This is a genomic window from Ruegeria sp. ABF4_144 (genome assembly GCF_056160045.1).
In genome coordinates this window covers 3,297,271-3,319,818 of sequence record NZ_JBSWWK010000001.1, presented here as the reverse complement: position 1 = coordinate 3,319,818, position 22,548 = coordinate 3,297,271, and the positions used below count along the sequence as shown (strand labels likewise).

General features: G+C 50.7%; 21 protein-coding genes and 1 tRNA gene. 11 read left to right on the top strand and 11 right to left on the bottom strand.

What is annotated here, in order from left to right; translation table 11 throughout:
* Window positions 1-4: 4 nt before the first annotated feature.
* Window positions 5-790, top strand: a complete 786-nt coding sequence (locus ACXAGD_RS16600) for a cytochrome c1 (protein ID WP_475212003.1) — start codon at window positions 5-7, stop codon at window positions 788-790.
* 146 nt (window positions 791-936) lie between these two features.
* Window positions 937-1,350, top strand: coding sequence for a nuclear transport factor 2 family protein (locus ACXAGD_RS16595; RefSeq protein WP_475212002.1), 414 nt, complete (start codon window positions 937-939; stop codon window positions 1,348-1,350).
* A gap of 11 nt (window positions 1,351-1,361) precedes the next feature.
* Here ACXAGD_RS16595 and mtaB read toward each other — a convergent pair whose 3' ends face one another.
* Window positions 1,362-2,618: a tRNA (N(6)-L-threonylcarbamoyladenosine(37)-C(2))-methylthiotransferase MtaB gene (gene mtaB / locus ACXAGD_RS16590; RefSeq protein WP_475212001.1), complete on the bottom strand. Its 1,257-nt coding sequence runs from the start codon at window positions 2,616-2,618 to the stop codon at window positions 1,362-1,364.
* Complete coding sequence (dapF, locus tag ACXAGD_RS16585) at window positions 2,615-3,457, bottom strand: diaminopimelate epimerase (protein ID WP_475212000.1); 843 nt, start codon at window positions 3,455-3,457, stop codon at window positions 2,615-2,617. The genes mtaB and dapF overlap by 4 nt, the downstream gene beginning before the upstream one ends.
* A gap of 212 nt (window positions 3,458-3,669) precedes the next feature.
* Here dapF and ACXAGD_RS16580 point away from each other — a divergent pair.
* Together ACXAGD_RS16580 and ACXAGD_RS16575 are read left to right on the top strand one after the other, a co-directional pair.
* Window positions 3,670-3,745: transfer RNA gene (locus ACXAGD_RS16580), tRNA-Lys, on the top strand.
* A gap of 341 nt (window positions 3,746-4,086) precedes the next feature.
* Complete coding sequence (locus tag ACXAGD_RS16575) at window positions 4,087-4,455, top strand: DUF3768 domain-containing protein (protein WP_475211999.1); 369 nt, start codon at window positions 4,087-4,089, stop codon at window positions 4,453-4,455.
* 39 nt (window positions 4,456-4,494) lie between these two features.
* On the opposite strand, the gene ACXAGD_RS16570 is transcribed toward ACXAGD_RS16575, so the two are convergent.
* Window positions 4,495-5,157, bottom strand: a complete 663-nt coding sequence (locus ACXAGD_RS16570) for a hypothetical protein (protein WP_475211998.1) — start codon at window positions 5,155-5,157, stop codon at window positions 4,495-4,497.
* A 229-nt stretch (window positions 5,158-5,386) separates the two neighbouring features.
* On the opposite strand from ACXAGD_RS16570, the gene ACXAGD_RS16565 reads away from it, so the two are divergent.
* Window positions 5,387-5,725 carry a helix-turn-helix domain-containing protein gene (locus tag ACXAGD_RS16565; RefSeq protein ID WP_475211997.1) on the top strand — a complete coding sequence of 113 codons (339 nt, stop codon included), beginning with the start codon at window positions 5,387-5,389 and terminating at the stop codon, window positions 5,723-5,725.
* A gap of 282 nt (window positions 5,726-6,007) precedes the next feature.
* Window positions 6,008-7,093, top strand: coding sequence for a hypothetical protein (locus tag ACXAGD_RS16560; protein WP_475211996.1), 1,086 nt, complete (start codon window positions 6,008-6,010; stop codon window positions 7,091-7,093).
* Between the two features lie 313 nt (window positions 7,094-7,406).
* On the opposite strand, the gene ACXAGD_RS16555 is transcribed toward ACXAGD_RS16560, so the two are convergent.
* The 4 genes from ACXAGD_RS16555 to ACXAGD_RS16540 form a co-directional block, all read right to left on the bottom strand.
* On the bottom strand, window positions 7,407-9,323 hold the full coding sequence (locus ACXAGD_RS16555; RefSeq protein WP_475211995.1) for a DUF262 domain-containing protein: 1,917 nt from the start codon (window positions 9,321-9,323) through the stop codon (window positions 7,407-7,409).
* Between the two features lie 12 nt (window positions 9,324-9,335).
* On the bottom strand, window positions 9,336-10,946 hold the full coding sequence (locus ACXAGD_RS16550; RefSeq protein WP_475211994.1) for a TIGR04141 family sporadically distributed protein: 1,611 nt from the start codon (window positions 10,944-10,946) through the stop codon (window positions 9,336-9,338).
* A gap of 261 nt (window positions 10,947-11,207) precedes the next feature.
* Entirely contained in the window at window positions 11,208-11,483 is a 276-nt protein-coding gene (locus ACXAGD_RS16545) for a hypothetical protein (RefSeq protein ID WP_475211993.1), read from the bottom strand.
* Between the two features lie 78 nt (window positions 11,484-11,561).
* Window positions 11,562-11,774: a helix-turn-helix domain-containing protein gene (locus ACXAGD_RS16540; RefSeq protein WP_475212622.1), complete on the bottom strand. Its 213-nt coding sequence runs from the start codon at window positions 11,772-11,774 to the stop codon at window positions 11,562-11,564.
* Window positions 11,775-11,893: 119 nt separating this feature from the next.
* Between ACXAGD_RS16540 and ACXAGD_RS16535 the strand changes: the two genes are divergently transcribed.
* The 4 genes from ACXAGD_RS16535 (at window position 11,894) to ACXAGD_RS16520 (ending at window position 16,364) form a co-directional block, all read left to right on the top strand.
* Window positions 11,894-12,541: a hypothetical protein gene (locus tag ACXAGD_RS16535; RefSeq protein WP_475211992.1), complete on the top strand. Its 648-nt coding sequence runs from the start codon at window positions 11,894-11,896 to the stop codon at window positions 12,539-12,541.
* Window positions 12,542-12,930: 389 nt separating this feature from the next.
* Complete coding sequence (locus ACXAGD_RS16530; RefSeq protein WP_475211991.1) at window positions 12,931-13,434, top strand: hypothetical protein; 504 nt, start codon at window positions 12,931-12,933, stop codon at window positions 13,432-13,434.
* Window positions 13,435-13,660: 226 nt separating this feature from the next.
* A complete protein-coding gene (locus ACXAGD_RS16525) occupies window positions 13,661-15,274 on the top strand; it encodes an AAA family ATPase (protein WP_475211990.1) in 1,614 nt (537 codons plus the stop codon).
* 13 nt (window positions 15,275-15,287) lie between these two features.
* Window positions 15,288-16,364 (top strand): 5-methylcytosine restriction system specificity protein McrC, encoded by a 1,077-nt coding sequence (locus ACXAGD_RS16520; protein ID WP_475211989.1) that lies wholly within the window; start codon window positions 15,288-15,290, stop codon window positions 16,362-16,364.
* Here the strand turns inward: ACXAGD_RS16520 and ACXAGD_RS16515 are convergent.
* From ACXAGD_RS16515 to ACXAGD_RS16500, 4 genes are all read right to left on the bottom strand, one after another.
* Entirely contained in the window at window positions 16,314-17,609 is a 1,296-nt protein-coding gene (locus ACXAGD_RS16515) for a DNA cytosine methyltransferase (protein ID WP_475211988.1), read from the bottom strand. The two genes, ACXAGD_RS16520 and ACXAGD_RS16515, sit on opposite strands and share 51 nt — an antisense overlap.
* Before the next feature lie 12 nt (window positions 17,610-17,621).
* Complete coding sequence (locus tag ACXAGD_RS16510; RefSeq protein WP_475211987.1) at window positions 17,622-18,797, bottom strand: DNA cytosine methyltransferase; 1,176 nt, start codon at window positions 18,795-18,797, stop codon at window positions 17,622-17,624.
* A gap of 373 nt (window positions 18,798-19,170) precedes the next feature.
* Entirely contained in the window at window positions 19,171-20,346 is a 1,176-nt protein-coding gene (locus tag ACXAGD_RS16505; protein WP_475211986.1) for a tyrosine-type recombinase/integrase, read from the bottom strand.
* Between the two features lie 383 nt (window positions 20,347-20,729).
* A complete protein-coding gene (locus ACXAGD_RS16500) occupies window positions 20,730-21,269 on the bottom strand; it encodes an RNA 2'-phosphotransferase (RefSeq protein WP_475211985.1) in 540 nt (179 codons plus the stop codon).
* Window positions 21,270-21,637: 368 nt separating this feature from the next.
* On the opposite strand from ACXAGD_RS16500, the gene ACXAGD_RS16495 reads away from it, so the two are divergent.
* Window positions 21,638-21,850, top strand: a complete 213-nt coding sequence (locus ACXAGD_RS16495) for a hypothetical protein (protein ID WP_475211984.1) — start codon at window positions 21,638-21,640, stop codon at window positions 21,848-21,850.
* The last annotated feature ends 698 nt before the right edge of the window (window positions 21,851-22,548 follow it).

Here is a 22,548-nt window from a genome sequence, read left to right as displayed (position 1 = left end):
AATCATGTTCAAGAAACTTGCAATCGGTGCCGCATTTGCTTTGGCCCTTGCACCCGCCTCGACCTTTGCGGCAGGTGGCGGTGAGCAACACATCGAGGACTTCAGCTTTTCCTTCGAAGGCCCTTTCGGCACGTGGGACAAGAACCAGCTGCAGCGCGGTCTTCAGATCTATACCGAGGTCTGCGCGGCCTGCCACGGTCTGAGATACGTGCCCCTGCGGACGCTGGAAGACCTGGGTTATTCGGAAGAAGAAGTCATCGCCTATTCGGCGGACAACTTCGAAGTGTTCGATCCCGAGCTGGATGATTTTCGCCCAGCGATCCCAACCGATCACTTCCCGGTTAACGACGGTGTTGGCGCACCGGATCTGAGTCTGATGGCCAAAGCGCGCGCCGGTTTCCACGGCCCCTACGGTCTGGGTATCAACCAGTTGTTCAAAGGTATGGGTGGTGCGGAATACATCGCCTCGCTGCTGGACGGCTATACCGGCCACGAAAAGGAAGAGGCCGGTACGGTCCTGTACGAAAACACCGCCTTCCCGGGTGGTTGGATTTCGATGGCACCGCCGCTGGCTGAGGATCAGGTTGAGTTCACCGATGGTCACCCGGCCACGGTTGAAGCCATGTCCGAAGATATCGCTGCCTTCCTGATGTGGACGGCCGAGCCGAAGATGATGGAGCGCAAATACTCAGGCTTTGTCGGCGTGATCTTCCTGTCGCTGTTGTCGGTACTGCTGTATCTGGTCAACAAGCGCCTGTGGGCCGCTGTGAAGGGCAAAAAGAACGACTGATTGTTCTTATTACCTTAGGATTAGAAAGGCCCGGTGTTCAGCACCGGGCCTTTTTTGTCTGAGGGCCTCGGGATGCTATACTCGATCCGTCCCCATCGTTTCTGGGGCACTGCATTTTCAGCGCAATTCATTTGGGAGGGCGGGTTATGGACACGCAAGGCAACGTCAAAAAGATGTGGAAGGCTTTTGAAGAGTGGAACGCTTGCAAGGCCTCGGATGTCGAGATGTGGGAAAAGTACACGACCGAGGATCTGTGCATGCGCTCGCTGGGTCGAGGGAAATACGGGCTGGATTTCAGTTGCGAGCGCAACGGCAGGGAAGAGATGCAGGAATATCTGGAAGACCTGACCCGTGCGTTCACAATGGAACACTGGACCCTGAAAGACACCATCGCCCAAGATGATCGTGTCGTCGGCCTCGGGGTGTGCGCCTGGACGCACAAGGATTCCGGCAAAACAGTGGAAACGCCGATTGTGATCATCTGCCGGTTTCGCGACGGGCTGGTCTGTGAGTACGACGAATACTACGATACCGCCGCTGTATCAGCAGTGATCAGTTGAGCAAGCCGGTCTTAGACAGTCAGTTGGGTGTCTGTTTGACCGGAAATTCTGGCGGTCACAATCTGCCCTTCGGTTTGAGGCGCTTCGAATGAAACCTCAGTGAATTGCTCGGTGCGGCCCATATGCGGGTTTTCCATCAGAATGTGATGGGTTTTGCCGATCTGGTCGGTCAGGTGTTTCGCGACTTGAGCCTCACCCGCCGCACGTAAGCGGGCGGCGCGATCCTTGATTATATTTCCGTTAATCTGCTGCGGTATACGGGCCGCCGGGGTGCCTTCGCGTTTGGAATAGGGGAAGACGTGCAGCCAGGTCAGATCGCAATCGGTGACCAGTTTGACCGAATTTTCAAAATGCGCCTCGGACTCGGTTGGGAAGCCCGCAATGATGTCAGCGCCAAAGGTCATCTCGGGGCGCAGCTTACGCGCCTCTTCGGTGAACCGGATGGCGTCATCGCGCAGATGGCGGCGTTTCATCCGCTTCAGGATCAGGTCATCCCCGTGCTGCAGCGACAGGTGCAGATGAGGCATCAGGCGCGGCTCGGTCGCGATGGCTTGCATCAGGTTCTCATCCACTTCGATCGAGTCAATCGAGCTGATCCGCAGACGCGGCAGGTCGGGAACCAGTTTGAGGATACGCATCACCAGATCGCCCAGCTTGGGCTGCGCGGGCAGGTCAGCGCCCCATGAGGTCAGGTCTACGCCGGTCAGAACAACCTCGTTATAGCCCCGGTCTACCAGCCGCTTGATCTGATCCACCACAACGCCCGCAGGGACGCTGCGCGAGTTGCCGCGGCCATAGGGGATGATGCAGAAGGTGCAGCGATGATCACAGCCGTTCTGGACCTGCACATAGGCGCGCGAGCGGGTGCCGAAACCGTCGATTAGGTGGCCGGCGGTCTCGGTGACCGACATGATGTCGTCGACCTGAACCGCTTCGGTCTGACCGATGAAGTCCGCCGCCATGCCCTTCCAGGTGTCGGGCTGCATCTTCTCGGTGTTGCCGATGACGGCATCGACCTCATCCATCCGCGAAAAGGTCTCGGGTTCGGTCTGAGCAGCACAGCCGGTCACGATCAGCCGTGCATTGGGGTTTTCACGGCGCAGCTTGCGAATCTCTTGCCGGGCCTTGCGTACGGCCTCGGCCGTGACCGCGCATGTGTTCACCACAACCGCGTCTGTCAGCCCCGCCTGTTGCGAAAGCTCTTTCATCGCCTCGGTCTCATAGGCGTTCAGGCGGCAGCCCAACGTGGTGAATTTGGGCGCGCTCATCCCAGCGAACTCAGGAAATCAGGCGTCAACTTGCCCGAGAACACATGGCAGGTGGGTCCGGTCATCCAAACGCCATCCTCGCGCCAGTCAATCCAGATAGTGCCACCGTCCAGATCAATCTGAACCTTGCGCCCGGTCAGGCCGCGACGGGCTGCAGCCACGGCAGTAGCGCAGGAGGATGAGCCCGAGGCCAGCGTGATGCCCACGCCACGTTCCCAAACGCGCATGCGGATGTGATCCGGGCCGATCACCTGCGCCACTTGAACATTGGTGCGCTCGGGGTAGAGCGGGTGGTATTCATACCGCGATCCGAATTCGCTCAGCGGAATCGCTTCGGCATCCTCGACAAAGAACGTGCAGTGCGGATTGCCCATGCCGGTGGCGGTCGGGCCGCCTTCGATCGGTAGCTCGAGCGTGTCGACCTCTTCCGCCAGGGGAATGTCTTGCCAGTCCAGCTGCGGCAGCCCCATGTTCACCGACGTCATGCCATCGCCCGCATCGCGCGCGTACAAGGTGCCGCGTTCCGTGGTCAGGGTCAGGTCTGTCTTACCAGTCTCTTCCATCAAGAATCGGGCAATACAGCGCGTGGCATTTCCGCAAGCGGCCGAGGTCGACCCGTCTGCATTGTAGAACACTAAATGCGCGTCCGAATCGCCGTTCTCGATCACGGCCAACTGGTCAAAGCCCACACCGAATTGACGGTGCCCGATTCCCTTGGCCAGAGTGGACGAAACCTCAATGGGCTGCGCGCGCGCGTCCACAATGACAAAGTCATTGCCTAGCCCGTGCATCTTCATGAAGGGCAAACCGGTGTCGTGTGTCCGTTGCATGGCGGGCATATAACGATGGTCAGGAAAGGAATCCACCCTGCGGTGAAGATTCCTGAAAAAAGGGGTTGACCCCCCCGCGCCACCTGCCTAATTAGGCCGCCTATCGGGACGCTGGAAACAAGTTAAGTGAAGGCGAAACGAGGCGCAAAATAAGGGCTTGAACCCAGTCGGGTAAATGCTTAGAGAGCGCCACGGATCGACAAAGATCCAGACAAAAGAGTGGGCCGTTAGCTCAGTTGGTAGAGCAACTGACTTTTAATCAGTGGGTCGCAGGTTCGAATCCTGCACGGCTCACCACTTTTTTCAAAGGGTTAGCAAGAATAGGCGAGAATTTCTCACGCCTACAGCAACCACCTAGCAACCACGCGGCATGGATTGACGTAGAAACGTGTAGAAAACCGTTTCGTTGAGCGCGTGGATTTTCTCTTTTGGTGAGACCGTAAGGCATTGTTAATTTGAAGCTTTTTGACATTTGGAAGAGTTTTTGATACACTGACTACGTACAGAGCGGCAATTGACTGTCGCGTGCAACTTCCAAAAGAGCACAGAAAACAAGAACGGCTACGCCCAAAAAGCGAAGCTATGCCTGCCTGTACGTCCTCACAACAATCAAAAATCTCAAAGCACAGGAGCTTTCCATGACGGACAGCAAAATCTCTTCGCATGTCAAATTGACTGACGAAATGTCTCCCACTCAAAAGAACCAAGTTTTGAACGATCATTTCCGAAAGACAGGGGAAGGCGGCATTGTCATGATCTCAATGGGGATTCATCTTCTTGGAAGAGCAACCGTTGACGCCATCATGAAACAACTCGCCGGGGATGCGGGCGACAAAAGTGTGGAAGCTGGCGGCGAACATGATGTGGGGTCAATCAAAGTCAACAATCGAACCGTTGATTGGGAAATCAACTACTACAATAAAGAGCTTGATGATGAATCCCCGGATTCTACGGACCCACTGCAGACAACGAGACATATGGCAGTTTTGCTTTCCACAGAATACTGACTTTGCGAGCCAGCTTCTCAATTCGAGAAGCTGGTTATTTCAATCTTCCCAGTCATCTTCATCATTGGAATCGTCTTCCCCTAGCTCACTGTCGGGTTGAACCTCCAAGTCGTGAGTTTCATCAGAAGAGACGTCCCAATCGTCGTCGTCAGAGTCATCGACAGCAGCGCCTTCCTTGGAGCTTTGCTTGGAAGTTGTTTCCTTAAAGCCCGTTATATACTTGCCCTCTTGATGAATGTATCCGATCAAGTATCCGTGCGGGACGCCTTCCCGCAAAGCGTGGGACAATTGACGGGACAATCGTGTCCTCTCACCCGATCTGACCCACGCTCCGCTGAAATCTACGCCGCGGAAACATAAAAAAATCAGAGACTCAACTTCTTCCCGCTCTTCCGACGGTAGGAGGTGTCCTCCATTGGCGCGCACCAATCTTTCCATTTCGTCTTGAAGAGTGTTTTCCCACCCCTTTAGAAAACAATAGTCGGCCAGCTGGAAGACTAGTCGCTTCAGGACGTTCTTAGGGCGGTCGATCGGCGGCTGGCCCACGAAAGCCAGTTTTTCTGCCGCCTCTACAATCTGCCGAATGTCTTCGACGATGCTTTCAATGCTGGCAGCAAACTCAGCGATATTCTCTGCGTGCGCTAGGTACTCCCCATCTTCAGCAAAGTGTATCCAGCCGCCATTCCTAAAGACTTCACTCATTCTAACCTCAGAACGGGGTTTCGTTTCGCTATCTATAGTGCGTAATTTAAAATCAGCACATCAAATTTTGATTCTACCTGAATAAACTTTATAAGACTTTGTAATATAATGACTTTTTGTTGAAATCTCAGCTGATTACATTCTACACCAATCTGGCATCCTTATAGGGAAGGTTGAACGCCACCGTCGGTTTCGGCGTTGCAGCCTCTAACCAAACAAGGAGATTAAAATGACCCAAGGTATGGGATTAGGAGAGGTTTGCCAGGTCAAACCCAAGGGATCACTGGCTCCGGCGTTCTTGTCGGAAAAGCAAGCCGCATCTTACCTCAATATGTCAGTGCAATGGCTCAGGAAGTGTCGATCGAACGGAACAGGTCCGACTTGGATGAAGTTTGGCCAAGCAATCCGCTATCCAGTTGCTGAGCTGGAAAACTACATCTCACAATCGAGCCGAAAGTTCACTGGGGAAGATGTTGCTAAAGCTGATCAATGTCTCAAGACATCCAGAGATTGGAAATCCAGCTTTGGTACCCGAGTTCGCGAGTACAGCCAGACCAGCACCGATTGAACACCCCAACAACTGCGATGTTGTAGGTAATTGGTAGCAGGCTGACCGGAAGCACTAAGGAACAACGCGCTTCCGGTCCGCTTGCACCAGATAACCCAAGTCAGTCTCAGACAATGACGCAACGGTCGCCAGTGTGACCGAAGTCTCAGTCGTGCCTGACGGACACTGAAAGCTACTACCAATGAAATCCAAGAACCAAAACTCAAAGGCTAATTCGGAACTAAAACCGAAAGCCAAGAAGGGGCACAAGAAGAAGGAAAAAAGCCGTCATGCTGTAAGGGAATGAAGAACACTGAAAAACAGTCTAAACAGTGGGATAAACTATCTAAACAGGGCACTTCTATACGGGATACAGACACTTTTCATCCTGAGACTGTCCTGAAATTCCCAAAGTATGATGATGATGCTGACCACAGCAAAAAGCGTCATCTCGAAGATTGCAAGAAGCAGAAAAAAAACATCTACCGGTGCTTTGAGAACCGCGTGTTTAAAAACACCAACAAAGAAGACTTCTTGGCTCTGGCTGGCTGCAAGAAGTTGTTTGCCGACCATATGCCCGCGTGTGATGTTTATGCACGGTACAGACTCGGCAGACTTTTGATAGATGAGTTTCAGGAACTGCTTCCGAAGTTGATATACGACCGCAACTCGAAAATGTTCATGGTAACCATCGTAGATGACAAACACCACGTCAACGAACGAGGTGGCACGTTTGAGGTGAGCGCGTTCAAGGAAAAGGTTCAGTCTGCCATTCGCACGTATACATCCTTCGATGCTGTCGGAGTGATCGAAGTTCACCCTTTTGTGAACTACCCGTTCGAGAGCAAAGGTAAGTCAATATCCCTGCACGCCCACCTGATATGCTGGGGGCGCGATGCCAAAGAGCTTAAGGTCCTCAAGAAGCGCGCTAAGGGTTTTAAAAGTAAGATCACCAAACTGCCAATTCACTCTAAGAAAATCGACAAAATCGAAGGTCATGTAAGTGGAGCTATACGATATCTACTCAAACCGCATTGCAAAGGAAAAGCGGTTGATCCTCGTAAGTTCGGTAAGGGTAAGCGATGCTTGTACAATTCACGGGGTTTGAAACTGCACCATCATCTGCGTTTGTTTGAAATCGGTGCAAAACTACCGATTGTGCAGACAGTTTTTGGCGTAAACGATGGAGTAGCGGTCAGGAAGCGTGTCGTCGCCAAACTTGAGGCGTGGCAAAAAAGAAGACGGAAACGCAGCACTGAGATCAAGCTTGAGCATCGAGTGTACTCTTTGTTTGAGAAGTTCTTGGCAGATGACAAAAGGCTTAAGAACTATAGGCCGTTTGTCGTTAACTGGCGCAAGACTTCAAGGCGCAAGAAGTCGAGAAAATAAAGTGCTGGGCGGGGGTACTACCCCGCCTACAATCGTTTCCAATGAGCAACCTGGTAAACACAAACCGGACATACTCACGCTATGAATCTAAGGCTGGCTGAGAGCTCACAACCACGAGTGTTGCACCTAGCCGAGTGACTCCGAAGCGCAGGAAACGGACTTTGCAAAGTCTTACTATCGGCTTTTTACTGACTTTGCCCAAACAGTTCGGCGCCCTAGGGCGGGCAGGCCGGACCTGACTTTAACAAGTAAGCTCATGTGCTATACATGCTGTCGCCTTGGAGGTCGCACATTGGATGGGACCCAGAACAGATTACGACGGGGCAATATGGTACACGGTGTCCTCTTGGGTTCGTAGGTCGCTCCATTTGGCGACGATCACATCGCCAATCTCGCCTGCCCGCGATTCGATGCTCTTTTCGGTCCAGCTATCGAACTTCGCAACCATGCGGTTCAGCGCAAGCAGGGAACCAGACAGTTTTTCACGCTTCTTTTCCCAACCGGCGTTGCCCAAGCTGGGGTTCAGAGCGCCAGTGATAAGGGTAAGATTGCCCAACGTATCCACCGACTGCGCGCGGGCTTCGACCAAAGCCTTCATGGCGTCATCCATTGGAACTCCCGCTATCATCGCTTCAAAACTTGATTCGTGCGAAGCGCTCCTACCATCGCTTAGTGGCCAGTGTTCGGCCCACTTGCGCGGCATCACATGTTCGATGGTCAGATTAGAGGTTGCGACAGTAACTTCGTCGAACTTGTCACGAAGATCGTACTCTACGTTCTGAAGGATAAATCGCAGCCGGGGGGTCGGGATCGTCACGTAAGCTCTGCGGCGCAACACCGCTTCCTTCACTTCGGCGTTTGTCGGCATTTTAGAGATGTCGCCCGTCATCGACGTCATATACTTGCTGAATGCATCAAACGTATCTGGCGTCGACTTGGCGGCGCGGATAAAGCTCGTAGTTACCTTGTTGTAGTTCTTCGTCGTAAGGCCGCATAGTTCGCGGCGCACGAGATAGCTTTCAAGAAGCTTGAGTATACGGCCTTGTTCGTCTGCGTCAGGCACATAGCTTAGCACCCAAAGAACAAAGGGATGGAATGTAGACAAATCCCATATCTTCAAGACGTTGGCGATTCGACCAACAACTGTACCCTCCTTGGCTTCCTCAAGCAGCCGGTAGTTTTTGGCGTGACCGATCAGAACGTCCAGCTCTTCAGCCACTGTCGGAAAAGCACGGTCGCGCGCGTAGTGCTGATATTCGGTTGAGATTTTGCCGATGTTGGCGTCTCTCGCCGTCTCGGCTACAACTGTGTGCGCGACAAGGTGGTCCGCTCGGGCGCGCTTCAGTCGGCCCTGACGGACTTCTTCGGTCCAAAAGGGTTCTTCGAAAAGTTTCCAACGCCCATCGAACAGTTTTTCGTCGTTTTCTCCGAGCTTCCGCGCGCGATGGAAGACGCTGTTACGTATGAGGTCAAAGGGTGCGAGCGGTTTCCCAAGCCCATTAAGTGACGCGAATATTTCCTGCGCATCATCGTTTTCGTCCAATTGGATGACGACGATCTGAAATCCCGCAAGGAAGCCTTCAAGCAGCGCCCCAAGCACGGCTTCAGGTTCTTCGCCCATCTCTACCCGGCCGTCTACGAAATCGGCTATGTCCTTGTAAAGGTGATGGTAGGCGAGAAGTAACTTCGGGGTTCCACTTTTCTTGATCCGCCCGGTACCATAGAAGTATCGTGGGGTGAACGACGAGACCACTTCAGCGTATTCTTCCGTCGCGATCTTCTGAAACAAGTTACGGTCGTACGATGAGGGCCAGAGCTTAAACCGCTCCTTTTCAGCGTCCTTCATGCCCTTGTTTTCGTCGTTAAAAAGGTAGGTGCTGGCCACTTCGACGAGGTGCTTTATCTCAAGCTTTCGCGCTATTTCACGGATCGCGACAAGGACGATTTGGAAGGTGGTTATCCGCTGTTGCCCATCGACAAGGAAGCGAAGGGGGACAGCGCCAAAAGCCTGTTGCGACGGTTCGGAATAGATGATCGCCCCGAAGTAATGGGGAAGTGGCGTGCGGTCTTCCTCTAGTCGTTCGACGGCCTTGTCACATAGGTCCTCCCACAATTTAGGAATCTGCTTGTCCGCGTCCGTTTCCCATTCGTAATGACGCTGGTAGACAGGCACGACCCATTGCTGTCGCTGCCCGAGAACAAAATTCAGATCGTGCGCCTTGGCGTCCATGCTTTGGTACCCTTAATCAGTTGGTGTCGGAATGAAGCGCAACGCTACTTCGAAGGCCATGCCCTTCAAGTTGCGGCTTTCATCACGAAGTGTAATGCGGCTAAAAAATGGGATCATGAACTTCCCATCATTGCGTGGGGCGTCAATGATGTGGAATTCAATCTTCCAACCGCTCATGGTGTCGCCAATAGCAGACTCCAGATCGTTGGCCGTTGCCGCGTCTGTTAAGTCTCTGACATTGCCGACAAGCGCCTCGCGGGCCTCTGGTATGGTCTTTAATATTCGGGCCGAATTGCTGCCTTGCTTGAAGAAGTGGCTCAGCACACTTGATTGTCGAGAGCTTTTCTTCACATGGATCAGACGTTTACCCTCAATATCCAGTAGATCGCAGGCTTCGAATTTACCGTAAGGTATTGCTGGAACGGTCAGAATCCGCTGATCCAGAAGAACTTGCCCATATTCGTTGGCGCAGCGCTCATTGTAAGAAAGCTCACTTTCATAACCGGTCTTCTTCCCATCGTCGGAGACCTTTTTTATGATCATCAACGGTGGATTGGGCCAGTCCTCTTTGAGCGTTTCGAAGCCAGCATCAACATCGGTCTTGAATTGTTCATCCAAGCGATACCATTCGCCTTCGCTGATTGCGTATAGTCCGCCGGCTTCTATCACTGAGCCAACTAGAGCTTTCTTGACACTCCATCGTTTTTTGACGCTGGCGTCGTTGTTGAATTCAGCGATTATGCCGTGTTTCTGAATGGCATTCACGTCAAGATCGCCAAGCTTTGCGCCCATTGCCTTCCTATAATTGGACATTAACAGATCGGGAAAGCGACCCTTCAGGCCAGGCCCGTACAGCCCGTAGTAAACCACGTCATCTTCCGACCAACCCGGCATTGAAAGCTCGAAGTTGTCCTCGCCGTCCTTGATGACATCGACCGCTCGTTGGTCAAGCGTAGCAAGGACGAGCCTGTCCAAGATCGGGCGCACCTTGTCGATAATGTAAAAGCCAGTGTTCTTGTATTCTGCCGATTGCGAGCGCATTAGCGCTTCTTCAGCTGTTTCTGGAAGGTCAGAAAGTTCCATCTCTCGCGTTATTTTCAAACCAGTGGCGCCTGAGATGCTATTTGCAAAATCGTCGTCTTCGACGCGCCCAGAGATTCGGCGCACAAGATCAAGGGCTTCGTCTACACCGAATGCTTGCAGATCACGTTGAAACGCAGACTGTGAAACGCCCTTTATTGCTTCGCCGAGATGACTGCTGTCGATCCGTTTGACTTTCGAGTCATCAAGAGAATTGATGGCGACCTTTAAGCCGAAGTCTGACTCAATCTTAGTGTCGTCCAGATACTGCCAGCCATGCGCAAAGGCTGTGGCGAAGATCCGGTCGACGTGTTTGAAAATCACAACTGCGCAAGACGATCTATTCGTCAATGCAGGCGTTCCTGCGAAAACTGTGTTGATATCAGCCAGCCAACTAGGCGGCTTGGGTGGGCTCGGGAATATATAGACAGTCGCCTCGTCTCCGAGATCATCGGAATCGCTCAAGACGGCGTCACCAGCTTGAATCTTTTCTTTTGCGGTATCGGTGAAGACATCTTCAAAATTCTCAATGTCGGGTTTCACAAGATACAGGGAATAACTTTTTGTCTTTGGCAACTGTCTGAATACTCAAAATCAATCTAAAGTTGATTGTTTCAGAGCAAAGATCATTCGTCAACGCGGTGAAGCCGCTCATCATCGAAAAGAAGGGGAGCAAAGGCTTTGCCCGCATCACTCCGTCTGCAGGTCACGTAGCCAATGTCTGGTTTCAGTTGACCTCGTCAGGCGGTTGAAAAGCGGACTCACCTTTGCATGATCAATTGAGGTGAAAGATTAAGAAACGGTTTAGATTTTGATCAAAGCACGTAGTATATGATTTCTAAAATCCTTTTGTGCATGTTCTGTTGCTTCAATGTAGGTGCTAGTTTGCACGATGTATTGTACAGCGGACCCCAGCCACATAACCAATTTAAACGGAAACTTTGCGTCTTTTTGCTGCTCTACAATCATGTAGTCTCTTCCATGGTCGGTGTAGGTACGCCAACCAGTTTGAACACCGTCACTGAACGGAACAAAATTCAGTTCTTTGACACTTACACAATCAGGAAGTTCTGTTAGCATTTTGACTAGTTAGCTCTGCTGCTCTTGAGTTAATCTTTGCGATTTAGATTAGGTAGTCTGAAGTCCTCCTGACATTTTCTACTGCTCATGCTCAACCATCTTTGTCAGTATTTCGCAGAAAGCCTCAGCGCCAGTCGTTGCATCCGCCCACCTCGCAAACTCAACTACATCCATCCGTCTTTCACCAGTTTCGGACTTAGCGACGAACGACTGAACCGTGCCCAAACGTTCTGCGAGCGCAGCTTGCGTCAAGCCTGCTTGGAGTCTGGCTTCTTTGAGGCCAGCTATCAAAATTTGATGCTCTCTGGTTCTGAGGGATTTCAATGTCAGGTGCCGTATTGATCAGTCGTTGGCGACCTGATAATCCCAAGTTAGAATAATCCCATTTTGGAATAAGGCGATCTAACTTGTTGAGAAATATAATTGCATTCCTGCTGTTTGCTTTCGGCAGCGTTGCTTTTGCACAGACAGCGACCGAACGCCACAACCTAGAAACTGCATTCCGTGAGCTCGACCATGCCTCGCGCAAAACGGCGCAATTTGAGCTTAAACAACAGAACTTGTACTCACAGCAGATTGACGGCCTCTGGGGTGCTGGAACGGAGCGGGCTCTATTGGCTGCGCTATTTATGTTGAACGAAGTTGGAACGAGGGTTTCGGTAGAAACGGAAGCCGACGCACAACTTTTCCTCGACTTCATCATAGCTGGTTCTACACAAGGTCTCATTTTTGGTGAAGCTGATGAGCCTGAGGAGAGTATTGGCTTGCCCAGTTGGTTGGCGAACTACCTATCGTTTGACGCACAAATTGCCGATTGGCGACATGCGACTTACCAGATCAAAGTCGCGTCTGCCGCAAACTACTACACGGCCTTGATCCCTTCCGATGCTCAAGTACAGAGCCTGATCCAGGCAGGGCAGTTGCAGGTGATCGCGGAACACATCGCTCCATGCATGGATGAGATGATCGAATTCGGTTTGCAGACCGGGCAAAAACGCGCGACCGATCCTATCTACCCTGATTTTTCACAGGTGTGTGCAGCGTTGGTTCTTCAATAGACCCCAAAACTTGCCGGTCATTGTCTGATCCGAAATTTCTACCCCCTAAAACAGGATACAAAATGAAGTTCTTAATCGGCGCGGTCGCCATGATGGTCTGTTTCTATTTGGGCCAATCGATGCTCCGCAGTGGAATACAGTTGAAGACCAATGGCCATAAGATTAGCGGCTGGTTCCGCATAATCTGTTCTATCCAGTTCATACTAGGTCCACTGATCGGCATGGCGATGATTTTGCCCGCCAAATAGCCAACGATCAATGAGACGGACGAGCCAACCTCAAACTCTCCATCCTGCCGAAATGCGACCTATGATCGTCACGGTGCAATCGCAAAAACCTCTGGCTCAAACCAACAGACAATTCAGACATACAAAAACGAGTAGTGAACGATGGCTTTAACAACCTGCTACGAATGCAAAGCGAAAATCTCCGACCACGCCGCCGCCTGTCCTAGCTGCGGCGCGCCGCAACACACTGTTGAAGACAACGTGCCAAAGAAAAGCGCTGCCCATGAACTTGTGAGGATAGTGGCAGGTTTTGTGGTCGTGAGCTTTGTCTTGACTTATGGGTTGAACTGGTTGTCCCAAGGTGAGCCGCCAAACCCTGTTGAAATGGTGACTGACCTTTTGCGGCAAATGGATTTTGAAGTCGGCGATCTGGATTGCGAGAGTATCCACGATGAAGTCATGGCGCTTTCCAAAGAGCATGCTATTCAGAATAGTGGTGTCACGATGCAGGCCCTCGTGAACATATCGACCGAGTCTCAGTCGCCAAAGGAAGTTAACTGCATCGGCCGTGCGACTTGGTCGAATAGCACCAACAGCCGGGTCGAATACTCAAAAACATATAGGGGCGGAGAGGCGTGGCTTGAGTTTCAAGAATTGTTGTTTTGATAGTCAGCGTCACCCCTCCAAGCATCGTGAAAAAATACACGGCGACGAAAGCGCTAACCCATAGATAACGAGGAGCATGTGCTGAGCGGCGCTCTAACGCGCAGAGCGTGGCCGTTCAGCAAATTTATGCATGTTGTAGCATTGGCGCGTAGTTCGTGCGTCAGTGCCACGCTCTAGCGACGCCAGCATTAAACCAATAATTGGGCAGAGTAAGCGGCACTTGATAATGTTGGTTTATCGCCGTCGGCCGACAGTTGAAGCCATCACTCTGCAACGACGCAAAATCAAATTTGCGCGGGCACAATTTTTGACCTGTGCTCATTCCAAAGTTGAATCTAAGGTAGCCGCCGAAAGAAGAGATCTCAGGGCGGTATTGATGGGCGAGAACGAAACTGACTCGAATGTGCAGAAGTCGGATACATCCGGCGGTCAAGCGCGGGGCATCTCGTTAGAAGAACTGTTTTCCCACCTTGGCGAAGCCTACAGGGGTCAAGGAAGAGACCAACTTACTAACGCTCAAAAAGATGGTTTCCTAGAACCACTTGCTGACGTAGCCGATACGCCTCGGGCACATGTGGATATTCGATCTCTCAATGACGATAAGCAAACCCGCAGATCGATATCAGAGTCCACATTTGCACGTGTTCAATCTGACGTGGAAATGCTGGACTGGATTTTCGTGGGCCGCTGCTCAGGAGAGGAAGACAGCTATGAAAAGATTCTGAACTATATGGCCGAGAAGGTACATATCCTCGCGGGCATATCCGTATTTGTTGGGGCAAGGCCTAACTGGCATGTGATTGGGATCTATTACGACGCTGAGAATATTGAGCGGGCCCGGAAGATTAGTGCTTTCCTGGATTTCAATTTCTCTGAAGCTCACGAAATCCGGGTCCGAGATCGTAGAAACCTTACAAAGAATCTCAGTGACTTAGATGACCCTATTGCATCGGATGTATTCCTGACCGAAGGTGCTAGGTCACAACTCGTTTCCGAACTCATGAGAAAGAAGTGCATTGCCATTCAAGGGCCACCAGGGACGGGCAAAACAGTTGTGGCAAAAAGTATTTCTTTGGAAGTTGCCCGCGACGCAGGTAGAGTACTCTCTCTTCAATTTCATCAATCTTACTCGTACGAAGATTTCATTCGTGGATGGCGACCGACAGGTGATGGCAACCTTGAGTTGGCTGATGGTACATTCCTACAGTTCTGCGAACGTGCGAGGAAGGATCTGGCTAACCCCTATGTGGTGTTTATTGACGAGATCAACAGAGCCAACATCTCTCTAGTCTTTGGTGAAGTACTATCACTCATCGAGGCTACCAAACGAGACGACAAGTTTTCAGTTGCCCTTGCATATAACCGTTCCGGCGACGATAGCGTTTCTTTTTATGTCCCAAAGAACATCTTTCTTGTTTCGACGATGAATACAGCCGACCGCTCGCTGGCTGTGGTTGACTATGCGCTCAGAAGACGATTCTCGTTTGTAGACTTAAACCCTGCCTACGGTGAAACCGAGTTTCACGACTTCGTTGAAGCTAACGGAGTGGACAAAATGTCAGCGCAAGAAATATCTAGAAGGATGAACGCGTTAAACAGCGTGATTAGAGAGGACAACCGAAATTTGGGACCCGGTTACCAAATTGGGCATAGCTACTTTTGTGGAAAGATACCGAAGGGCGCGAGTGTTCAAGATTGGTACTTGAATATCATCCAGCATGAAATCGCCCCACTCTTGCGAGAATACTGGGCCGATGAAGTGGAACTTGCAGACGACCGCATCGCGCAGCTTTCTTTGAAGCTACCCGAAGCGGAAAATCGTAGCGATGGTGCGGTATAGCGTATTCTGAAAAATGCCCCCTAGGATATCTGTTTCAAACTTCTTTTTGATGCTTGTTTATGCTTGGTCTCATTATCGGCCAGACCAGCTCAAACTGTTCGGTTCTGCCGACTACGACAAACCAGTTGATTTTCTTTCTGGCTTGTTGTGCGAAGTTGTTAGGGAAGCAGTTGTACACAATCTCGCTCGCCGCCACTCATTCAAGTCAGAGAGGCTGAGAACTGTTCGTGGTAAAATTGAACTAAGGAAAACGCTTCTGTCACCGGATTGGAAGGCGGGGTCAGTAATTTGCAGACACCCAGTTGTTGTTGTTGACACGTTGGAGAACCAACTAATCAAGGCAACGTTATGTCAGATTTCATCCTCTCCTAGCGTAACTAAGCAATTGAGGTCCGATGCAAAAAAACTTCAATCGGAATTCGTAAGTGTCTCCGATATTGCGCCGTCAAAATCGTATTTTCGTCAAGCTTTGGTTGACAGGTCAATGAAGCGGTACAGGTTTCCTTTGGCGATATGTGAGCTACTGCTCACGCGTGAAATGGTAGAGGACGGCACAGGTAGGACATGGTTTGCTGACTACATTCGCGATGAAGTTGCGATGCGAAGACTGTTCGAAGCCTTTGTTCGTGAGTTCTTGCGATACAAGCTAAAAAGCAAGGCAAAAGTAGGGGGTAGAAGGCTGTCCCCTTACATGCTTGCTATGAAGGAAGGTCATAGCGCAGTAGTCCCATCCATGACTACTGATGTCACCGTTCAAACTGAAACGACAAACCTTGTAATCGATACCAAGTATACGCCTAACTCAATCCAGAAGAAGTTTGGAAATACCACAATACGTTCTGATCACTTCTATCAAATTCAGGCGTACGCAACACACACGGACCGCCATCAACCTGGCCGGTCCACTATGGGAATGGTCTTGTACCCATTGGCTGATTTGGATTTGAATGTTGAATTTAGTTCCGACAATCTCAACTATATTTTTCGGACGCTCGACCTATCCAAGAATTGGCAGGAGGTCGAGGTCGACCTTCTAAGTCTAGTCCAAAACTGCCTGCAGAGAAGCAAGACCGACGTAGTAAGCCAGTAGTGGCGGAACGGCATTTCCAATCATCCGCGCGTACTTCCCCCTCTTTTGCTTCCCGAAGTCAAAAAAGTCTGGGAAGGTTTGAATCCGGGCCCCTTCGTGTGGGGTAATCGTTCGCCTTCGAGTCGGATGAACAAATCTGCCTTGCCCCATAACTAGAAAACCTGTGGTCATCGTCGGCGCTGGAGTGTGTTCCCGCATCCTTCCATAAACCGAGTTATAAGTGTGTGACTTGAGTCTATGGCAATCTGGTCGCATGCTGTCGTCTAACTCATACATGGAGTTGTCGAACAGCCAGTCGACCCGCGCTCTACTTTCGTCGGAAAGGTTGGAGGGTTCGTCAAATTGAGTGCTTGGTTCAATATCTACCAGATCGATCATTGACCAAAGTGGCGTCCGGTACTGAGAGTCGGAAAGCCCATCAAGGCTTTCTCTCCATTGCGTAACTGTTGCGTGACGCTGCGCTGCGAAAACAAACGTTCGCTTTCGACTCTGAGGAACGCCGTAGTCCACCGCATTAAGCGTCACTACTTCAACGAAGTACCCCAATTCTTCTAATGCGAGTATCGTCCGACCAAAGTTACCCGTTCGGTCCCTCTTAACACCGGGAACGTTTTCAATGATTACGGCGGAAGGTTGGAGGATCTCAGCCGCGCGCGCCATAGTGAAATAGAGCGAGTTTCTGGGATCGTTTCTTCGAGTGTAATTATTGAGGTCCGAGTGCCCTTGGCAGGGCGGCCCACCGCAGAGTAGGTCGACGTTGCCGATTTTTTCAATAATTTCGTTTTCCGCTGTGGTCGGTCTTTGTCCAAATACACCGTCGAAAATTTCTGAGATATCACCAACATGCAACTGACACGGGTTCAAATTTCTCCGGTACACGTCGGCGATTTCTGGATCGTGCTCTGCTGCGAAAATGTGTTTAGTACTTCCACCTAATGCTGACGCCGCTTCAGCAAAGCCAAGACTCATTCCGCCGCAACCTGAAAACAGATCAACAATCGAAAAAGTTCTTTCAGCAGATCGGTTACGTGAGCTTTGGGTTCGCTTTAGCCACGCTTGATAGAAGTTATCTGATAAGCGGTTTTCTTTATGTGCAGCAAAAGGCTTGGTGACGTTCAGAAACTGTCCATCACCTTGCCCATGCGTTTGGCAAACAACAGTGCGAGTTATACCGTTTGCTTCGGGCGCAAAGTCTTCCCACACTTTTCGATCGAATACCTTCGCAAAAGTATCTTTCCTCAACATCTCCATAGTAGGTTAAGCCGCTTCTGATTTTTTGATTTCTTTGATTGCCATGCCGTTTGCGTGGTTTTCAATGGCCTCTAGAAACCCATCCACAAACTTCAGTTTCCCTTCTCGCGCACGTTTCAAGAAACCGCGTGATGCCCTCTCCGACAAGGGCTTTACCGGAGATTCTAGGAACTTGTCTAAGCCGACGCTTGGAAGTGTTTCGGGAAACTCTCCAATTTCCACCCTCATAACGCCATCTCCTACATCGTAAGCCGCGTTAGGCCAAACTCTGGCTGTCCAATGACTTGTGTCAAATTCGATCTTGTTAGAACCAGGCGCATTCAGCCTCCTGAAAACCCAATCAGCCAGTCCAACTGGAACTGCATTTCCGACTAGTTTCCACCGAGCTCCCAATTGTCCTCTTGATCCAGTTGCCGACTCAGTCCAGTTGGCTGGAAACCCTTGTAAACGTTCAGCGTCGGTAATGTCTGGTGTTCCAATCAAGCCATTTTTTCTAAACCAAATCGCTGGTGGGGATGGAACGCCGACTCTTGATCCACCCTTAATCGTAGGTACGCAATTGGGTGCCCAGCCGAGCCCATAACGGCCTTCGGTCCAAGAAAACCCACAGGAGGACTCACCGTCATCCAAAATCCACTTTGGCGACGGCACATTGTCTGAAAATAGAACTCCACGAGGATCGTGTGTTCTTGACGCAACGATAATCACTCTACGGCGACGTTGCGGAACGCCTGAAGCTCTTGCATCTACAACCCTGTAGGCCCATCGGTACCCGATTTTTCTCAGCGTCTCAGTAACGAACCGAATTGCTTCGCCTTTTCTCTGCCAAAGCATAAAGGGAACGTTCTCAAGTATTAACCATTCATGGCTTCGTGACTTCTCAAGCAACTTAAAAAGATCAAAAACAATCTTCGTGTCTCTGCCATCTATACCGCTATTGTCGCCTACCAAGCTTAAGTTTTGACAAGGAAAACCAGCTGTAACGGCAAACGCTTTTGGTAGGCTTTGGAGCTCGGATACATCCTGATGCAATTCTGTGCCAGGAAACTTCTCGCGTAGGACCGTTTGTGCATTTGCTTCAATCTCGCATGCCAGACTTGTATCAATGCCGTTGGCTTTCGCTCCCAGTTCAAAGCCACCAATGCCCGAGAACAGGCTTACTATTGTTTTTTTGTTTTCCAAACTGCTCTGCCCCTCTGCCTGTAAGTCGCCATGCGACTGTCGTATATAGCTACCAATAGACTATTGATAACAATATATCGAGGAAAATCGCCTGCGTTCTCGTTTTCTTGTTTGCGCCCTGCGTCATCGTGAGTACAGTCAATAACAAGCGAAACTTCCTGTGTTCTCTATGTGTTCTTATCCCGGGTGGAGGTCAGATGTCTACAATACTGACTCCACAAAATTCTTACTTGGTTAAGTTCTGTTACCTAAAATGATCCGCTAGGTTGCTCTGTCTACAGTAAAATTCGTTTTTCGCCAGCCCACGGGCAGTGCATGTCCGTTTGGGGCTGCGACCATCGGTAACTATGTCGATAGTCTGTGAGTTTTGGGCCTATCCAATGGACTCACTTACGACCATGCCAATAGCATTGGCCGCAGCCAATGCAGGGTCGCTGTCAACGTGCGCGTAACGCGCCGTCGTTTGGGTTTGCGTATGGCCAAGCAAGCGACCGATGACCGTGAGACCAACACCTTGGCCGACTGCTATACTTGCTGCGGTGTGGCGCAGATCATGTATCCTGATTTCTTTCAGTTCAGCCGCTTCGCAGATCACTTTCCAAGGTTTTGACAAGTTGACCAGCGGTGCATCCTGTTTTTTGCCGGGAAAAACGTAAACTGAATCAGGGTCGCGGGTAGTGACCTTCTGTGATTGTAAGACCTGAAGTGCGCTATCACCCAAGAACAGTGGTTTCGCCCCGGTTTTGCTATCGGGCAGAGAGATTCGCTTCTTTTCCCAGTCGACCCAGTCCCACTCACACTTGGCGATTTCGTTCCTTCGGGCACCTGTCAGCAATAGGAGCCTGATTAGATTGGCTACATCCGGCCATATTGCACCTTCATCTACCAGATCGCGCATTGCTTTACCGAGCCGGTCCAGTTCGGGGCCAGACAAGAACCGTTCCCGAGATTGCTCTTCAAACTTCTTTACATAGCGGCATGGATTGGTTCCTTGCTCTCGCCACTCCCATGCTTCGCATCTGTTCATCAATGAAGACAACAAGGCCAGCATCCGATTTGCTAAGTATGGCGTGTCACTCAGCGACTGATGTAAGCGGCTAACGTCTGAACGCGACACATCTACTGCTTTGGTGCTACCCAACTTTGGGCCAATGTGCCGCTCCCAGCATGAGGTATAGTCTCGGATGGTCGCGGGCTTCTTGTTGGCCAGTTCCTCGCGTTCGAATTTCTCCCATGCATCAAAGAGCTTTGGTGCGCCGCGTATGGCTAGTCTTTCCCCCTGCGGATCTGCTCCACGTTTCACAGCCGCCAAAATTTGTCGCGCGTGCTCTTTTGCTTGGTCAAACGGGATTTGGCCATGAATGCCAATCGTCACCCAGCGTTGTTTGGCACTGCGCCCACCACCGTAAGAGCGGTATTTTACGACGTACCGCTTTGAGCCGGTCGGCAAAAGTCTCACGCCAAAGCCGGATAGCGTGCCGTCCCAAAGATAAAGTGTCTTATCTTTGCGGCATGTGGCGTTGTCGATTTGTCGTTTAGTCAATTTCATCAGCTTTGGTTCCTCAAAATAGCCACAGCAACCACCTAGCAACCACCGGGCGTAGTACTTTGTGACAAACAGTATGAGGAGAGCGCGAAGGAATCTCAATAAAAACACTTGTATTTCAAATAGTTATACACCATTGTAGCGCTGCGTGGAAAACCGTAGAAAAGCCATTTGAACTAACTTTTAATCAGTGGGTCGCAGGTTCGAATCCTGCACGGCTCACCACTCCAACCCTTGAAAGATGAACGATGTTTGTCGCTTTTGCGCATAGAGCAGTAGGTTCTGCGCATCGCGGACTATCGACCTGCCGCAGAATTGAGCACTTTCAGTGTGGTTCCGCCGGTAGATGGCGTTCAAGGCTGCGCACTTGCTTGCTACGCTTTTTTCTATGCAGTTTTCCCGAATCCCAAGTAGGCCGCAGGCACATTGTCAGTGAGCCAAACACCGTTGTCTGCGCAAAAAAACTGAAACCCGTCTTCGAACATTCGTTGTGCTTCGACACGTAGAACAACAGGCTTGCCGTGTCGTTGGCCGACGCGTTCAGCTGTGGCAGGATCCAATGAGAGGTGAACTTGATGGCGACGCCCGGGGTTTAATCCGTCTGAGAAAATCGAATCCAAATTTGCACTGGCGGTGCCGTGGTAGAGTTCGTTAGGTGGACGTTGCGCCACTAGGCCTAGATCTACATCAAATGAGTGACCCTGAGCTGCTCTGATTCTCAGGCCATCCTCAGAGATAGTGAAGCGTTTTTTGTCGTTGCTTTCGACCAGCCGAATGAGTTCGTCACGGCTTAGTTTTCGATTGGCTTTTTTCAGTTTGCGCAGCAAGTCATCAACGCGAGCCCACCCATGCTTATCAAGTTGAAGATCAATCTCTTCTGGTTTGTGCCGGAGAACCAGACTTAGAAATTTACTCTCTCTGCTCATAGATGACCCGTCCACACTCGACCGTTTTTGCCCCTGGATGAGGTACACAGTTCAGAAGGTGCTTCGGTGATTTAGGTTGGTCAACAGCTATGTTTCCCAGTTGGACACAAGTAGACGCAGGTGGGTACCAGAAGTTAGGTGTGCGCCGAGAGTAGTAGGAAATTACCAGTGGTTACAGTCTCGACCAAAACGATTGATGCGACTTTGATCCAAACCGCTTTCAACAAAGGCCGCATCTACATCCTCTGATAGTGCCTGACACCATTCCCAGGTCTGGGGGACTTTGCCGGCTTTAACTTAGCCTGTAACTCCGAAGATAAGGCACCGGATGCCCATGCATCATGGATATCTAAAAACAGTTCCCAAAAATGGGTTCGCAACTTGACTTGGGGGCCGTTAATGCAATTGCCAAACAAGGGTTTCGTACGGATTTCGGAGCATTTGCGAGGTGGCTACAACGTGTCGATCACAGCAGTGACAAGTATGCCGAACTTTTGGATATTGTTACTGAGTTTGCATTCAAGAATTACCCGTTTGGTCCGGGAGATGTACTTTTCGGCAGAACCCGTCGTAAGCAGTGAATTCACAATGTCACCTCTGCGACCAAGCAGCACCATTTGAATTGTCCGCGTATGACAAGCTTGGTTTTGGGTTTGGGCAACGATGGTTGCCACGAACGCATCAAGTTTTCAGCGCAATAGTACGGTCCAATATTGAACGAGTTTGCGCAGTGTCTTCGTCCAAAACCTGCGGCCAGAAGAATTGGTGTTCATCTCACCATGTTGCAACGTCTGGCTGGCGCTAAAATTTTAAAGCCAGGGTTCGACTTTCCGACTATGTTGCCGGCTATCATCCTGACGATCTTGATAAGTTTACGGCTTCAGTCTTTGAACATGCGAGGGTGGTCACCAATATTCCAACTGGTCATATTTTACTGATCAAGTTGTGCACGCACGCCTGTTTTTTCCGAGGAGGTCACTCAGACTGCCAACGGCAGTTGGGGTCCAAAAGTGTTTTGCAGACCCGGAAGACTTGCGAGATCAGGTTCAAACTCAGGCGCATCGAGTTTAGCCGTTGCGTGGCTCTGAACCTTCTAGCCTTCACTCCGCCATTAGGCTTTGAGGAGAAGTGGTTTGAGGCGATCATTCTTCCTTTTAAGGTCGAATATAGGTGCAGGGTTTGGAGCGCTTGCCTTGGTAAGGACATGGCGCATTTTTGGCCAGCATGGCGAGAGACTTCGACCAGCAAGTCGCGGAAATCCAATAGGCACAGCAGTGTT

Bases quoted from the DNA above. Each gene is read 5' to 3' on its own strand.
- ACXAGD_RS16560 (WP_475211996.1), top strand. From the start codon at position 6,008: ATGAAGAACACTGAAAAACAGTCTAAACAGTGGGATAAACTATCTAAA.
- ACXAGD_RS16500 (WP_475211985.1), bottom strand. From the start codon at position 21,269: ATGAGCAGAGAGAGTAAATTTCTAAGTCTGGTTCTCCGGCACAAACCA.
- ACXAGD_RS16555 (WP_475211995.1), bottom strand. From the start codon at position 9,323: ATGGACGCCAAGGCGCACGATCTGAATTTTGTTCTCGGGCAGCGACAG.
- ACXAGD_RS16570 (WP_475211998.1), bottom strand. From the start codon at position 5,157: ATGAGTGAAGTCTTTAGGAATGGCGGCTGGATACACTTTGCTGAAGAT.
- dapF (WP_475212000.1), bottom strand. From the start codon at position 3,457: ATGCCCGCCATGCAACGGACACACGACACCGGTTTGCCCTTCATGAAG.
- ACXAGD_RS16530 (WP_475211991.1), top strand. From the start codon at position 12,931: ATGGCTTTAACAACCTGCTACGAATGCAAAGCGAAAATCTCCGACCAC.
- ACXAGD_RS16505 (WP_475211986.1), bottom strand. From the start codon at position 20,346: ATGAAATTGACTAAACGACAAATCGACAACGCCACATGCCGCAAAGAT.
- mtaB (WP_475212001.1), bottom strand. From the start codon at position 2,618: ATGAGCGCGCCCAAATTCACCACGTTGGGCTGCCGCCTGAACGCCTAT.
- ACXAGD_RS16525 (WP_475211990.1), top strand. From the start codon at position 13,661: ATGTTGGTTTATCGCCGTCGGCCGACAGTTGAAGCCATCACTCTGCAA.
- ACXAGD_RS16545 (WP_475211993.1), bottom strand. From the start codon at position 11,483: ATGCTAACAGAACTTCCTGATTGTGTAAGTGTCAAAGAACTGAATTTT.
- ACXAGD_RS16520 (WP_475211989.1), top strand. From the start codon at position 15,288: ATGCCCCCTAGGATATCTGTTTCAAACTTCTTTTTGATGCTTGTTTAT.
- ACXAGD_RS16595 (WP_475212002.1), top strand. From the start codon at position 937: ATGGACACGCAAGGCAACGTCAAAAAGATGTGGAAGGCTTTTGAAGAG.
- ACXAGD_RS16575 (WP_475211999.1), top strand. From the start codon at position 4,087: ATGACGGACAGCAAAATCTCTTCGCATGTCAAATTGACTGACGAAATG.
- ACXAGD_RS16565 (WP_475211997.1), top strand. From the start codon at position 5,387: ATGACCCAAGGTATGGGATTAGGAGAGGTTTGCCAGGTCAAACCCAAG.
- ACXAGD_RS16600 (WP_475212003.1), top strand. From the start codon at position 5: ATGTTCAAGAAACTTGCAATCGGTGCCGCATTTGCTTTGGCCCTTGCA.
- ACXAGD_RS16515 (WP_475211988.1), bottom strand. From the start codon at position 17,609: ATGTTGAGGAAAGATACTTTTGCGAAGGTATTCGATCGAAAAGTGTGG.
- ACXAGD_RS16495 (WP_475211984.1), top strand. From the start codon at position 21,638: ATGGGTTCGCAACTTGACTTGGGGGCCGTTAATGCAATTGCCAAACAA.